Annotated in this window: 8 protein-coding genes; 3 read left to right on the forward strand and 5 right to left on the reverse strand. The window is 52.2% G+C overall.

All coding sequences use genetic code 11. The features are described from left to right. Positions 1-25: 25 nt before the first annotated feature. The 4 genes from AS89_RS0111010 to AS89_RS0111025 form a co-directional block, all read right to left on the reverse strand. On the reverse strand, positions 26-1009 hold the full coding sequence (locus AS89_RS0111010; RefSeq protein WP_237709672.1) for an N-acetylmuramoyl-L-alanine amidase: 984 nt from the start codon (positions 1007-1009) through the stop codon (positions 26-28). Next, positions 994-1449, reverse strand: coding sequence for an NlpC/P60 family protein (locus tag AS89_RS0111015; RefSeq protein ID WP_010132684.1), 456 nt, complete (start codon positions 1447-1449; stop codon positions 994-996). The genes AS89_RS0111010 and AS89_RS0111015 overlap by 16 nt, the downstream gene beginning before the upstream one ends. A 107-nt stretch (positions 1450-1556) precedes the next feature. Beyond that, a complete protein-coding gene (locus AS89_RS0111020; RefSeq protein WP_029249957.1) occupies positions 1557-3830 on the reverse strand; it encodes a M1 family metallopeptidase in 2274 nt (757 codons plus the stop codon). Beyond that, the gene (locus tag AS89_RS0111025; protein ID WP_237709673.1) at positions 3827-4801 is read right to left on the reverse strand and encodes an MFS transporter; all 975 of its coding nucleotides are present in this window, start codon (positions 4799-4801) and stop codon (positions 3827-3829) included. The genes AS89_RS0111020 and AS89_RS0111025 overlap by 4 nt, the downstream gene beginning before the upstream one ends. A gap of 758 nt (positions 4802-5559) precedes the next feature. Between AS89_RS0111025 and AS89_RS0111030 the strand changes: the two genes are divergently transcribed. Then, positions 5560-8262: a TonB-dependent receptor gene (locus AS89_RS0111030; RefSeq protein WP_010132689.1), complete on the forward strand. Its 2703-nt coding sequence runs from the start codon at positions 5560-5562 to the stop codon at positions 8260-8262. Between the two features lie 67 nt (positions 8263-8329). On the opposite strand, the gene AS89_RS0111035 is transcribed toward AS89_RS0111030, so the two are convergent. Beyond that, on the reverse strand, positions 8330-9928 hold the full coding sequence (locus tag AS89_RS0111035) for a tryptophan halogenase family protein (RefSeq protein ID WP_029249958.1): 1599 nt from the start codon (positions 9926-9928) through the stop codon (positions 8330-8332). Between the two features lie 148 nt (positions 9929-10076). Here AS89_RS0111035 and AS89_RS0111040 point away from each other — a divergent pair, with 148 nt between their 5' ends. Both AS89_RS0111040 and AS89_RS0111045 read left to right on the forward strand, forming a co-directional pair. After that, a complete protein-coding gene (locus tag AS89_RS0111040) occupies positions 10077-11627 on the forward strand; it encodes a tryptophan halogenase family protein (RefSeq protein ID WP_100169356.1) in 1551 nt (516 codons plus the stop codon). 528 nt (positions 11628-12155) lie between these two features. Continuing rightward, positions 12156-15110 (forward strand): TonB-dependent receptor, encoded by a 2955-nt coding sequence (locus AS89_RS0111045; protein WP_158217358.1) that lies wholly within the window; start codon positions 12156-12158, stop codon positions 15108-15110. The last annotated feature ends 63 nt before the right edge of the window (positions 15111-15173 follow it).

A 15173-nucleotide genomic window follows, 5' to 3' on the forward strand; every position in this document is an offset into this window, starting at 1 on the left:
TGCTTTTTTTATTCTTTATACACGGTTAGTTGTTAGCAGCCGCAATCGCTCCTGCAGGCACCTCTGAGTAATTGCTCAGCTTGTTCGGGAAATACTTCTCCAACAGCGCCAGCAAAATGGCGCGGGTCTGATTGTCCACTTCGCCGTCTACTTTCCATGGGCGGAAGTGGTACTGAAACGCACGAGTGTATAGAGAGATTTCCTCTTCGCTGGACTCTTCCGGGTTGATTCCGTAGCCGTAATCGTTCAGCCAATGTGCGAAACGCCGACGCACGCTTTCTCTGTCGCTGGTGGTGTTTCCGTTAAGGAAGTCGAGATGACGCTTTACTGTCTCATCATCATACCAAGCGCCGACCCCGGCCTCAGCCAGCTTTTGCCAGGGAAATTTGGGGCCCGGGTCAATTTTGTAGTGGGGAATAATATCGCCATGGCCAACTACCCGGGTAGGGGTGATGTCTGGGTAGCGCGCAAGAATATCTTTGGACAGCGCGATGACAAGATCAATTTGTTCAGGGTCAAACTCGGGAAAGAAGCACACTTGCTCGGCTTCAATACCCGGAGTGGATTCCGTGGGAGGGCGACAGTAGCTTTGATTGACGATCTCGATGCCAATTGAGTGGTCATTTAGCTGTGAGCGATCCTCCCACCAGCTTGGGCCTGCGTGCCACGCGCGTCTATGCTCATCTACCAACTGATAGACACGCAGGTCGTCATGTGGATAACTCGGGTCATTATGCTCCGGGATAAGATAGTGCGAGCTGACTGGAGAAGAACTCGGCTGGGTCAGCACACGCAGCGAGGTGTCAAAGTCAATCGCGGTAAAGTGCATTACCAGGAAACGCACTCGCTCACTTGCGTTTTTCGATTCGACAACCTCGATTTTATAGTCATCGCTTTGGTGATTTATTCCAACACCGGTGGTACCACAGCCGCTACTGAACACCGCAGCGCTCATAGCAGCGGCCATGGCGAACCGTTTGAGGGGAAACATACTTATTGAGACTGGCATAGTGACTCCTTCAGGCGAATACCAGAGTCAAAATCGTCTTGCGGGATCGCTTGGATTTTGACAAAACCATCATTCGAGGTCATTCGGTGAATATAATTTCCATCCCCTAGGGCAATGCCAACATGAGTCAGCACACCCTCGGCCCAGTTACCGTAGGTGTTTTTCAGGAATACCAGGTCGCCAGGCTGCAGCGCGTCGATGGACTCGATTTTTTGCCCAAACTCATCGGCAGCCAGTGAATCCACGTGCTCTGGTAGCAGTTTATCATCGGGGCCGAGCAGATGCGCGTCCCAGGGGTTTTGGGTCTCCAGAGTTTTGAAGTGCGGTCCACATGCGGCGACAAGTACTTCTCTGGTCCAGTTCATGCACTGCTCGGCCTTGCCTACGCGATACTCCTTGCCTTCCCACGGCAGTGCAGCCTTGATGAGTTTGCTTGCCATGGGCTCGACATTCTGAGCTCTCTCTGGTGCGCCAGAGCCGGCGTTGGATTGACTGCAAGCGCTAGTGGGCAACAGTATTGCCAGAGATAGCAAGATAATGATTTTTTTCATCGGCTTTCGATTTCCACACAATTATTTTTTCGGTCGGTATCTGGGGTAACCCATAGTGGGTCTATGCAGACTGATTGCAGCAGGTTGTCCAGCGGTAGTTTCAACTGCAAAGTAGAGCTTTCCGCATTCATCCAGGCGTATGCAGGTATTGTCAGGTTCTGAGGCGATGCCTTGTGAAAATTGAGCTGCATCGGAATTGGGAGTATGCCATCACCAAGATTTTCGATGGTGAAGGTGTACCAGTGTGCCGGCTGCGGCGTTCGGCCCTGGGTGAAATCATCTGATTTCGTTTCTGGCTGATCTTCTGCATGAAAATCTTGTTCTGCATGAAAATCGTTTAGAGGTGCCGTATAGGCGTCCACGAGCGTTGCATCTTGATCAACCACAAATTCCCGTATCTGGCCAACGGTGTAGGCCATGGCCGGGGGAGCACTTATGTCTTTGGCTGTGATCGTAAGTGGGCGCTCTCCAAAGGTGACCGCACTGATTGTCAGGTCAATACGCTTGCCCTCATAGAACCAGTTACGCCAGAACCAGCTTAAATCGGTCCCCGAGAAGGTCTCGATCGCGCGGAAAAAGTCCCCGGGCATTGGGCGTTTACCTTCCCAGGCAGTCGCAAAGGCGGAGAGTGCGGGATCGAAGACCTCGGGTCCCAGGACAAGGTGTCGCAACGTGTTGAGCATGCTTGCCGTCTTGTTGTAAGCATTGTCAATTTTACGATGCAAACTATCGGCACTGGTCATAATGGGTTGGTGCAGGGAGTGCTTGGTGTATGCTGCGATAGTGCGTGGTTCACCATAGATCACATCGAAGCTGGCTTCCCAGCTATGCTCAGCACGGTATTCAATAAAGCTCACCAGGCCTTCGTCGAGCCAGGCCCACTCGCGCTCATCTGTATTGATTTTCATCGGCAAGTAGTTGTGACCCACCTCATGGATAACACTGCCGATAAAATCGTATTTGGTAAGGCGGTCCCATGCCGGTTGTTCTGCAGTGGCTGCATCGCGCTCCGGGCGCGTAGCGACGGTGGCCATTCCTGGGTATTCCATGCCAATACCCGCAGCGTTTACCACGCTGATGCTGTCCATCTTCAATGGCATCAGTGCGCTGTCGTAGACGTTTAGGGTATGACCAATTGCCGCGAGGCCAAATCGCTCCCACAGCGAAGCTGCTTCTTGCGGGTAAAACTGCTGCAGTGCTCTCCCTTGCGAATCCTGCTTGGCTTGCCAGAGGAAGGCGGGTGAGGCGGCAAAGGCGAAATCACGCATGGTTTCACCGGTGAAAACCCAGCGTACACTGCCATCAGGTGAAGCCTGCCTACGGCGCAGGGCTTCCTGCGCACCAATAACCGGCACTGGTTCCTGGGTGATATTTTTCCAGGCATTTAGACTTTTTGTGTCTAATACCTGCGCAGGGTTTTGCAAATGACCGCTGGAGGCCACGGTATAGTTCTCTGGAACCGATAGGCTGACGGTGTAATCGCCAAATTCGGTCGAAAACTCCCCCTGTTGCAGGAAGGGCTTCAATTGCCAGCCCGCATAGTCGGTATAGGCTACCGCCCGTGGGAACCAGTGTGCCGCTACATAGATTCGCGCCCCGTCTGCAAGCGTTTCATATCCGCTGCGGACGCCGGTAGCGACTTTATCGGTAAGAGAGAGAGACCAGGAAATCTCGAGTTGTTGCTTGTCTCCTGAAAGCAAAGGCTTGGGCAGGGGGACCTGTAGGTGGGTACCGCGCTCATGCCAGCCGAGTTGGTTACCACGTTTATCGCGTACATCCGTGATCGTGAAGCCTGTGGCTGTCGCACGCGCTTCTGTCCGCGACGGACTGTTTGACTTTTGCGAGGTCAGTAGCTGGAAAGAGGCATCTGCCCCCGGGCGAAACGCATTGTGATCCAGCGCAAAATAAAGGTGCGTCAATGTGTCCGGCGAGTTGTTCTGGTAGTTGATGGTCGCGGTAGCGGTGATGTTGTGGGTGACCGGGTCCAGTGTCGCGTCGATTTTGTAATCAACGCACTGCTGCCAGTAGTTTGCTGCTGGTAGACCATTGGCGCTTCGGTAAAACCCAAGGTCCAAGTCAGTCTGGGTGAGCTTGAGGAAAGGGTCTACGGTCGCCGCAGTGGAACGCTCTCCAGCTGCGGCCGCATTGGCGCTGGTGATATTCATCAGTAGGGAGCAACCAAGTCCCCACATCACCATGCCGCGCCATGAGAGACGCTTGGAGCCTATCTCGGAGTGCGTATTCTGATCCTTTGCATGCATAACCTTCATACGGATTGCGCGACCATCGTAGAGGGTTCGGCCTGACGACGTTCGGTAATGAGCGCCATCACGAGCGTTGCCGCCATGCACCCCATGCCCAGCCACAGCACTGCAGTGAAGTCGCTTGCAGCTATGAGTGCCGCCGCTATTGGGGGGCCGGCTATTTCACCGACCTTGAAAGCGCTGGCACAAAGAACAATAAAACGCCCAGTGTCGTCGACCCGGTTGAATTGGTCCATCAGCAGCGGTAGCGAGAAACTCCAGAAGAACTGGAAAACAATCGATGTGCTTGCGTACAGGGCATAAGCGCTACCGGAGTATTCGCCGGTAAGTACCGCCATGGTGAGGACCTGGATGGTGAATGCAATTAGCAGAGTAAATGCACGGCCGACAATTTTGCTGAGCCATGGGGTCGCAAGGGAGCCCAAGCCGCTAATGGCAAACCCGATACCCAGCAAGTCTCCAACATCCGCACTGCTCAGACCCAGGTTAATACCTATGCGCTCAAGGTAGGCCCATACCGCGGAGACACCGCAGTAGTACACCACCGTAGTCGCGAATACCAATAGCGCTTTACCCGAGAGGAGGGTCGTGAAAATGTTGTCAGCCTCATTAGACGGAGACTTTTGCGACTTTGGAAAGCTCAGGACGCACAGAATCAGGGTGGCGAGGAGCCAACCGTTGAGATAGTGGAAAAACGGATTTATCTCGGCTTCGCCCATCAGACGGGGCAAGGCGAAAAAGCCAATGGTACCGAACACGACCTGCGCGGTAACCATCAGGCCAAACGCGAGCTGAGGATTGCGACGATCGCCAAGCCCAGCCAGTGCAATTGCGTATGCTGACCCGCAGCCGATCCCCGCGATGATACGGATAACCATCAATGAGCCGAAGTTATCCACCGAGAGGCTCGCCAGGTTACCGGCCACGAATAACCCGAGCCCGGCAAGTACGACCGGTCTCCACGACAGCTTACGCACCCAGAAAATCGCTGATGTGGAGCTGAGAAATATTCCGATGACATCTGCCGAGGCTAACCAACCAATTTCCTGGCCCGAAAAATTTCCGCGATCCGATAGGGCGCCAACCCATAACGGCAATAATGTGAGGATGGATGCCCCCATCATTGCGACAAATAGCAGGCTTACGAGATTTTGGGCGGAGTTAGGCCGGTCTTTATCTGGGTACATGTTCTACTACTTATTCTGATTTTCTGATCAATTTTTGCCCATAAGATTCGCTGCTTTCAGGTGTAGGTAGGTGCAGCCATGTGCGGGCGATAGCACCTCAATTTTATGTCAGCGGAATTTCTCGGCGAATGATTGTCAATCGGTCGCGGCTATAGACAATGAGTTATTGGTCCGTCGTTTGAATTTCCATCGATTTTTTCCATCGATTTTTCCATCGACTGTTTCGTTTGATGGTTCCATCGATGGTTCCGGGCGCCATCCACTAACAGCATATTTTATTTCTGATGGCGTCAAAATGATCTTTTAGGACGCTTCACGCGCTGTTTCTGTTTCAGTTTATCGATTCTACAAATAAATAATTCCTTATATGTAGTCATTTTGGAATTTTTTAAGTAGTCTAGTCCTGCGCTGAGAGGAATTGGCGCAATTGGATGTGAGGTAACCAAACCGGACTTGGTCAAAATGACAGCGATGTCACTTTGGTCAGGTTGGGGCGAAGGGACGCTGACAAGCACTAATCCGACTAACGATAAAAACGGAAAATTACTATGAAATCCAATGACTTCCGTAAAAACCTGCTCGCACACGGTGTCGCTCTGGCGCTCGCCGGCGTCGCTGCGCCTCTGGCATTTGCGCAAGATGCCGAGCAGCAGGATGAGAAGAAACAAGAAACTGCTTCCCTGGAAGAAATCCAGGTTGTAGGTTTCCGCGCGGCTCTTGAAAAGAGTGTTGATGCCAAGCGCTATGCAACCATGGTTATGGACAGCATTAGTGCTGAAGACATCGGCAAATTCCCCGATAAAAACATCGGTGATGCGCTGATGCGTATTCCTGGTGTGGGTATCGAGCGTCGCTTCGGTGAGGCGGACGGTGTAAGTATCCGTGGCCTTGATCCCTCACTGAGCCTGACTTATCTCAATGGCCAGTCCATCTCTACTGCGCAGTGGTTCGAAGGCTATCGTCCTACTCGTGGTTTCCGTTCCGACATGTTGGCAGCGGAGCTGGTTTCCTCTCTGGAGGTTTACAAATCACCGCGTGCTGACCTGCCAGACGGTTCCATCGGTGGTACCGTTAACATTAAGACGGCACGCCCGCTGGACCTTGAGAGTGGCACTGCCCGCGGTTCTATGGAATATCAGTACTCCGAGAATGCGGAGCGCTGGGATCCAGCTTTCTCCGGTCTCTATAGCTGGAAGACCGAAGACGAGAAGTTTGGTGTGCTGATTTCTGCTTCTCATCAGGAGCGCTTCACCACCTATGACGCCATGGAAAACTACTACGGTGCTAACGTGGAAGCGAAGGACGCCGACGGTTCTGGCAACTTCACCAACGCGACCTGGGGTGCCGGCCACGCGATCTTCCAGCAGGAGCGTGAGCGTACCGCTTATAATCTTTCTGCCCAGTGGCGCCCGACTGAAGAGTTGGACATCGTCGCCAACTATCTGAACTTTGCTCTGTCGGCGGACAACGTCAACTCCAACTACCTGGTTATCCCTGGCCGTGTTGACGAAATCAACAATGTGACCGCTACTCAGCAGTTCCCAGCAGGCGTGGGCGTGCTCAAGCACGATTCCACTTTGGGTGATGTTGCTGGTGTATCCGGTGACGATTACTGGTTTGGTCCGGATACCTTCTTCCGTAACACCAATCCGGAAGCGCAGGCGTTTGACCTTGACGTGACTTACAGTACTGACCTGTTTGAGGCGCACGCTCAGGTTGGTCACACCGAAGCTGCAGGCGATATTATCGTTCTTGGCTACTCCGGTAAGCTGAATGCTTCTAACATGGCAGCTGCTGGCCTGACTGGTGACGAAGTCCTGACCTTGGACCTGACCGGCAACAAGCTCGGTGTTGAATTCGATGGGTTTGATCCATCCAACCCTGCTAACTATCCTCTGGAAGTCCGTGCCGTGAACCCGCACATCGAGGACTCTGACGAAGAGACCTATGCGCAGTTCGACCTGACGGTACCTCTGGACAACGCTGGCTTCGTGACCTCCGTAAAAACCGGTCTGAAGTTCCAGACACACACCAATGAGCGTAACCAGTACAGCTTTAATGCGATTATTCCCGATGAATTGATGCTGGAAAATGGCGCAACCTACGCGAACCTGCCGGTGAACACCGGTTGTGGCCAGTTCAAAGAAACAGCGAAGAGCTCTACTTTGACCTGCCTGCCGACTCTGGACTTGGCTGGTATCCGTAACGTGTCTGCCAGCCTGACTCCTTCCAATACGCGTGAGGAAGTGAACCTGGGTGGTTTCTACCAGCTGAACGAAGACAAGCTCGCGCTGTACGCAATGGCAGAGTTTGAATACGACAAGTTCAGCGGTAACTTCGGCGTACGCTATGTTGACTACGATCTGGAATCCATTGCGAACCAGGTGGCTAACGGTGAGAACGTACTGAATGTTCCCACCAACAATGACTACTCTGAAGTCCTGCCGAGCCTGAACGTTGTCTACAACATCAACGATGACCTGCTGATTCGTGGTGCTGCGGCGCGCGTCATGGCCCTGCCGAACTACCAAGATCTGCGTAACACCTTCAGCTACAACAGCACCACCCTGACTGGTTCTGCGGGTAACCCGTTCCTGGATCCGTGGCTGGCCAATCAAATAGACCTGGGCGTCGAGTGGTACTTCGCTGAAGGTGCACTGGCTAGCGCGACTTACTTCCGCAAAGATATTGAGTCTTTCCTGTTCTCCATTTCTGAGAGCGAGAACCACGACATTGTCGAGGAAGGCACTGAAAATATCGTGAACCGTGACCTGATCGTTTCTCGTCAGCGTAACGGTGGTGAAGCTGAATTGCAGGGTATCGAACTGCAGGTGCAGTCCGAGATCGCTTACGGCTTTGGTGTCAGCGCTAACTACACCTTCACCGACGCGGAAGTTATCGACAACAACGGCCAGGACGGTCTGAACCTGCCGGGCAACTCCGAAAATATGTGGAACGTAACCACCTACTGGGAGAATGACCGTTACAGCGCACGTCTGATGGCAAACCATCGTGGCGAGTTCTTCAACGGCTTCCGTATTGGTACCGCATCTGAAACAGAAGCATTTACCTCGGTAGATGTTGCTTTCTCTGCAGAGGTTACTGAGAACGTGACTCTGAGTCTGCAGGGTGTAAACCTGACTGGTGAGCTGTACCGTACCAAGAACTCTCAGGACTCCTGGGATGGTATCTTCCAGCTGATCAACGACGGTGGCACTCGCTGGTTTGTAAACGCTGCGGTTAAGTTCTAAGTTCTTACCCGTAGGTTTATAACCGTGCAAAAAGAAACCGGCCTTTGGCCGGTTTCTTTTTTTAAGGCTAACGCATTTTCAGGATTTTGTTTATTAGCGCTCGGTTACTTGGAAGCACATCGGTAATTTCAGCACTAAGTTTTCGAATGCGTTCGAAATTCTCCCGGGCATCGTGCAGGTGTGGCAGCTGCCCTGAGCTCCACGCATAGTCCGCATGGTATTCCATGCCGTAAAGAATGAACTCGTAGCTCTCGCGCACGAATGGCTCTAAAGCACTGGGCATATCGAACCGTGTGGGAGGGTAATGCTTCCAGAAGTCCAGTTGCTGTTTGAGTGAGTCTGGCAGCGAATTTTCGTTGGTATTGTCTAGCCAGAAATCGCTATCGGTACGCCGCGAGAGGTAATAGTGCAGCTTGATGAAATCCACCACCCGATGCCACCGCTCGGTGAAAACCGCATTGTATTTCTTCTCAAGTGTCGCAAGTTGTTCCCTGCGCTGAGGGAATAGCTCCGTCAGCATGTTGCAGGATGCTTCAATCAGAAAGATGGCGCTGGCTTCCAGTGGCTCCAGGAATGCGGCAGAGAGCCCCATGCCCACGCAGTTTTTGTGAAATACCTTTTCACGATATCCCAGCCGCAGGTCAATCTGACGGGCCTCAATTTGGTCGACATCAATAGTGACGGAGCCGCCGCCTTGAGAGTTGAGTGCCTGTTTGTTGTAGGCGCGAAGTGTGGCTTCGGCGTGATCGGGGGATGTGTGATTGTCGCTGTAGACATACCCGGTGCCTCGCCGACTTTGCAAGCCAATATCCCAAATCCAGCCTGCAGTTTGCGCGGTAGAAAGCGTGGGACTGTTGATTGGTGCTTCTTCATCCGCATATGGAACCTGCATTGCGATAGCCTTGTTGACTAGAAGAGTATCGCTAACGCCACGGAATGGAATGTGATAGGTCTTATCGAGCAGCAGGCTGGCGAATCCAGTACAGTCGATAAATAAGTCCCCGGAAATCTGGTCCCCTTGCTTTGTAATTATGGATTTGATAAAGCCAGATTCGGATACTTCTACAGAATTTACGTGCGCAAGCAGGTGCGTAACGCCCAGTTTTTCACAGGCGTGCTTTCTCAGGAATGTAGCAAATTTCCCCGCGTCCAGGTGATACGCATAGTTGAGCACTGTCTCATATTGCGGTGTGTCCAGTCCTTTGGGGGCAAGATGGTGCATACATGCTGCAGGCTGGGGCGAGATGGCTTCTGCGTAGGAGAGCCCCAGCTCTTTTTGCATGTGGTGCCAGTAGGGTCCGGGTGGAATCGGCCACATGCCACGGGGGAGTTCGAATGAGTGGAAATAGCTGGCATCTCTCCCGCCGACCCCATCTGTTTCGTCTTTGCCACAGGTATGCCAGTTAACGAAGCGCGTGCCTTGCTTGAAGGATGCGTCGCACTCCCGGATAAACTCGAACTCATCGATTCCAAGGTTGCGCAATGTATTGCGCATTGTCGGCCAGGTTCCTTCGCCTACGCCAATAATCGGTGTATCGGGAGACTCCACCAGCGTGACAGAGTATTCGTGATGCTTGAGTGGATCCAGGTGGCGCGCGAGGCTGGCGGCAGCGAGCCAGCCAGCTGTTCCCCCTCCGACCACAACAACATTTTTTATTGATTTCATTTAAAACCTCGGTGCGCGATTGTCGCAACCTGATTTCGGTGTTGTAATAAATCGTTCAGTGTTTTCCGGGTTATAGTGCCACTGAATAGGTGCCACTTAAAGCGTTGCGGTGACGCTGCCAAAGGTTCGTTGTAGCAGTAGTGGTTTGATGTCGAGACAAGATTTGGGGGTTAAGGTGAGTAATCATTTTTCGGTACTGATTGTGGGTGGCGGTACCGCGGGTTGGATGACTGCGAACCTGCTTGCACATCACTGGAAAGACTGTTCAGTCAAAATCTCCTTGGTTGAATCGAGCGAGATTGCGACCGTCGGCGTGGGCGAGGGAAGTACCCCATTCCTAAAGAATTTTTTCCGCACCCTCGGTATCGAAGAAGCTGAATGGATGCCCGCTTGCGACGCGACTTACAAATGTGGGATTCGCTTCCCGAATTGGTCCAAGGTAAAGGGCTATGAATCCTACTATCACCCATTCTTTTCTCCTCTCGATCGTGAGACTGGTCAGGAGTTTTTTGCACAGGCGGATTTGAAGCGGCAGGGCAGTGCTGTCGAAGCCTTGCCTGACTATTTTTTCCATGCGCCATATCTCTCTGCCGCAGGCAAGGCACCAATTCCACAGCGTCCACTGCCGTTCGAGCTGGATTACGCCTATCACTTTGATGCCGGTCTACTTGGTAAATTCTTGCGTGATAAGGCGGTTGCGGCAGGAGTCTCGCATGAGCAGGCCACGATTGAGCAGGTGCGAGTGGAGGGGGGACAAATCACAAGTTTGCAGACTGCCTCTGGGAAAGATCTGTCGGCGGATTTTTACATTGACTGTACCGGCTTCCGCGGCACGCTGCTGGCTGCGCTGCCAGGCTACCGTTTCCATGATTACAGTGGGACCTTGTTGAATAATGCTGCGGTTACCTTACAGGTACCCAGTGAGGGTGTGGACCCGATCCGGTCTGAGACTGTCTCTGAAGCCATGTCTGCCGGGTGGATGTGGGATATTCCCCTGCAGAGCCGCACGGGCTACGGCTACGTGTACAGTGATCAATTTTTGTCTGCCGCGGATGCGGAGCTGGAATTGCGTGCGCGGCTGGGCAAATCGGACGAGTTTGAGTGCCGACATTTGAAAATGCGTGTGGGCCGCGTCGCCGAGCATTGGTCGGCCAACTGCCTGGGGGTAGGCCTTTCCCAAGGGTTTATCGAGCCCCTGGAGGCAACGGCACTCATGTTGGTCCAGTTCACCATCGAGCAGTTCGCTCGCTCGTTGCCCGTGGAGCGTATGGCGAATCAGGACGGCGCATTTGTCAGCGCGGATTTAGATGTTCCCCGTGAGCGTTTCAATCGCACAATTAACGAGATGTTCGAGGGCGTGAGGGATTATGTGGTCGGGCATTATCTGTTGAATAGTCGCGAAGATACTGCTTACTGGCAAGCTGCGCGGGACCCTAGTGAGTCGCCCGAACGTTTGCTGCGATTGATTGAGTGTTGGGAGAATGGGGGAGATTTCGCCCAGCTTCTTGCCACATCTGGTGCGGACAAAATTTATTCAATGGCCAGTTGGTATTGTCTATTTGCAGGTATGGGGCGTTTTCCTGAGGTGGGACCACAGTCTGTTGAGTCTCAGCGGTTGATTCGGGAATTGCAGGCATTTTGTGGGGGTAACTCAGGGCGCTTCAATGATCACCGCGCCTATCTCCGGCAGTTGTCATAGGGGCGCGCGTGGCGCCTAAATCTTTTTTTGTGCCGCGTTGTTTGAGAAGCTTGTTTGTAGTTGAGCGTTATTTGTTCAATAAATTATTCATATTTATTCCAATTTGAATTGCCTTGCTGAATAAGTTGGATGATTGGCGTGTCACAATTCGTAACTGCGACCTTGGTATTGGTTGTCTTACCTGTCATTTCTTTCTTTTAGAGAAATTTTATTGAATTTTTTATGATTTTCACCTCGCCTTAGGCGAATTTTTTTCGCAGAATGGCTGTGGAATATCTTATTCATTGCGCTAGATGCGAAAGGTATATTTTATCGGTTTCGCCGATAGAAGATATCGATGATTTAACAATAAGTTCGTATTTAGTGGGCGCTGATGGGAAGTTGCGAATAACAACCAACTATTCCCTGTGGGGACACACACAATAAAAGCCTGGGAGGCCATCCATGTTCCAAAAAACAAAATTGAGCTCCTCGCTCAATAAGGCAATGTCGTCAACTTTTACCCGCTCTGCAGCGGCCGTGGCTGGAGTGTTGTTCTCAGTTTCGGTTGCAGCCCAGCAGTCCGGTAGCATCGAGGGTACCGTTTACCTCGATGACAATGTTGAAGCATCTGGCGTAACCATTACCGCGAGCAGCCCGGTAATGCCGAAGAGCCGTACCGTAGAATCCAATGCGGAGGGTGAGTTCAAACTGCCTGCGTTGATTCCTGGTACCTACACCCTGACCCTGACCACCGAAGACGGTATCAGCCGCACGGTAAAGACTCGTGTTCTGCTGAATCAAGAGTCTACCGTAAGCGTGATGATGGCTCCGGAAGCCGAAGGCGCTGATCTGGAAGAGGTGTTTGTCGAAGGTCAGATCATTCAGGTTGGTGGCGAAGCAACCCTGTCGAACGCACTGGGTTCCGATGTGGTAGATGGTGTACCTACTGGTACCAACTACCGTGACATGATGAAGTTGATCCCAGGCGTGCAGTACACCCAAAACGCTGTGCGTGGTGCGAGCGCGGGTGGTTCTGGTCAGGACAACACCTATGCATTTGACGGAGTGAATATCACCCTGCCAATGTTCGGAACCCTGTCTGCCGAACCATCGAATCACGACATCGAGATGGTTTCCGTTGAGCGTGGTGGTGCGAACGCTGTTGGCTTTAACCGCTCCGGTGGTTTTTCTGTCGACTCCAAGTCCAAGTCTGGTACCAACGAGTTCCAGGCTGGTTTCGAGCACAAAATCATGCCGAAGGGTTTCGTGGGTGAAACCGACAGTGGTGTTAAGGCAACCACGAATAACAGCTGGACTACCATGTATGCCAGCGGTCCGATCATCGAAGATCAGTTGTTCTTCTACGGCTCCTACTACGGCCCACGTTCTGACCGCGAGAATAAAGAAACCGTTTACGGTGATGTAAAAGACTTTACCAGTGAACGTGACGAGTACTTCGGTAAGCTGACCTGGGCACCTACCGAAGACATCTTGCTGAATGGTAGCTTCCGTACTTCCGAGCGTATTGATCAGGGTGGCTCGATTGGCTTCTTTGAGGCCGATTCTGTTTCCGTCGGCAGCAAGTCCAATATGGAAATTGTTACCGTCGATGGCTCCTGGATCATCAATGACGATACTACTTTCTCCGCGCAGTTCACCAGTTACGCGCAAGAAGGTGCTGACCAGCCGGACCGTTTGCTGGGTGGTGTAAACCCAAGCCTCGAGGCTGGCCTCGCCATCAATAGCTTGGCAGATCAAGGTTACCTGACTGTACCCTCCCTGGTTGAAGGTGAAGATGAATTCAATGCATTCGTTCAGCCGCTGATCGATCAGTACGGCTATGTGAATGATGAAGGCGAAATCACCGGCGGTGGTGGCGTCGGTGCATACAGCACTATCTGGGATCAAAACTTCTACCGTAAGAGTTTTGAGATGGCGCTGGATCACAACCTCGAATGGGGTAGCACCAGCCATGAAATCCACATCGGCTTCCAGTGGAATGAGGGTGAAGAAGAGTTGACTTCTTTGTCCAACGGCTGGGGTGCAATCGCGGTTCTGGGTGGCCTGGAGACTCTGGAATCCCTTGAGCTGGATCCGGCGACCTTCGTAAGCTCCGCGGACCCTGCTTCTGAAGTGTACTACCGTGCTTCTATTCAGCAGATGAGTCTGGGTATTGACGGTGCACCGGTGTCTCCGATCAACTCTTTCACCGAAAGCTATAACTTTGAAGTGAATGACAAGATCGACTGGAACGACTTCACCTTCAACGTTGGCTTCCTGATCAGTGAAGATATTCTCTACGGTGAAGGCCTGCGTGAGGCCGACAACTTCTCCGGGTTTGTAGAGGAAGCCGGTAACAAGTACGAGATGTATCGCGTTGATTGGAAGGACATGATTCAGCCGCGTCTCGGCGTGACCTACCGCTACAATGATGCAGAAGACACTGTCTTCCTGAACTACGCACATTACAACCCGCAGGCAAGTTCTCTTGCCCGTGCAGCATCTTGGGCGCGTAACACTCGTCGTAGCCTGAATGTGTACTTCGACGAGAATGGTGACTACCTGGCCTACCAGCCGGCTCGCGGTTCCAGCGGTAAAGTGTTCCAGAAAGACATGGATCCGCGTCTGATGGAAGAAATTACTCTGGGTACCACCCGTAATGTAATGGAAGGCTTGAATGTTCGTGCCCACGTCCGTTACCGTGAAAACGATAACTTCTGGGAAGATACTCCTTACTACACTCCATCCGGCTGGTACTTCAACAACCCTGAGTCCATCCCGGAAGAGGTTGCGAGTCAGGAGTTCTATGCGTATACCTACGATGAGATGGTAAAAATTCGCGAAGAGCTGCCTACTACCTCTTCTTATGTAATTGCGCAAATCGATGGCGCATACACCAAGTACTGGGAAGCGAGCTTGGAAGCTGAATGGTTTGGCGACCGTACTTACCTGAATGCTTCTTATGTGCGTAGCCGTTACTCCGGTAACTTTGACCAGGACAACACCACCGTAAATAATGACCAGGCCGTATTTATTGGCTCCTCTAACCTGATGGATTGGGAGACTCTGAATTACTGGGATAACCGTGAAGGTACTCTGACTGGCGATAAGCCGCATATCTTCAAGGCATTTGGTTACTACACCACCGACTGGAATGCGAATGTAGGTGCCTACTTTGTGTATCAGTCTGGTCAGCCCTGGCAGATTCAGGATGGTACCGTATTCGGTTACTCTCCAACCCTGGGTAATGACACTGGTGCCTACGGTGAGAAGGCGGGTGTACGTCGCTCCGATGCACATTGGCAGCTGGATTTGAACTACACGCAAAACTTCCAGGTGTTCAATGATTACACTTTGAATGTCCGTGCGGACCTGTTTAATGTGTTCGATCGTCAGACCGGCTACAACATTGAGCAGCGCCTGCGTGCAGAAGACTTTGGTAATCCTCAGAGTTACTTCAACTCTCGTCGCTTGCAGCTCTCTTTTGGAGTCGATTTCTAATCGAATTTGTAAGCTAGAGTTTCTCTCTTAGATCCTATGACTTGCCCCGGCTTTGCCGGGGCT

It is taken from the genome of Microbulbifer agarilyticus S89, from assembly GCF_000220505.1.
GTDB classification, from domain to species: domain Bacteria; phylum Pseudomonadota; class Gammaproteobacteria; order Pseudomonadales; family Cellvibrionaceae; genus Microbulbifer; species Microbulbifer agarilyticus_B.

Coding starts and splice junctions, on each gene's coding strand:
- AS89_RS0111010 (WP_237709672.1), bottom strand. CDS start 1,009: ATGCCAGTCTCAATAAGTATGTTTCCCCTCAAACGGTTCGCCATGGCC.
- AS89_RS0111015 (WP_010132684.1), bottom strand. CDS start 1,449: ATGGCAAGCAAACTCATCAAGGCTGCACTGCCGTGGGAAGGCAAGGAG.
- AS89_RS0111020 (WP_029249957.1), bottom strand. CDS start 3,830: ATGAAGGTTATGCATGCAAAGGATCAGAATACGCACTCCGAGATAGGC.
- AS89_RS0111030 (WP_010132689.1), top strand. CDS start 5,560: ATGAAATCCAATGACTTCCGTAAAAACCTGCTCGCACACGGTGTCGCT.
- AS89_RS0111035 (WP_029249958.1), bottom strand. CDS start 9,928: ATGAAATCAATAAAAAATGTTGTTGTGGTCGGAGGGGGAACAGCTGGC.
- AS89_RS0111040 (WP_100169356.1), top strand. CDS start 10,077: ATGTCGAGACAAGATTTGGGGGTTAAGGTGAGTAATCATTTTTCGGTA.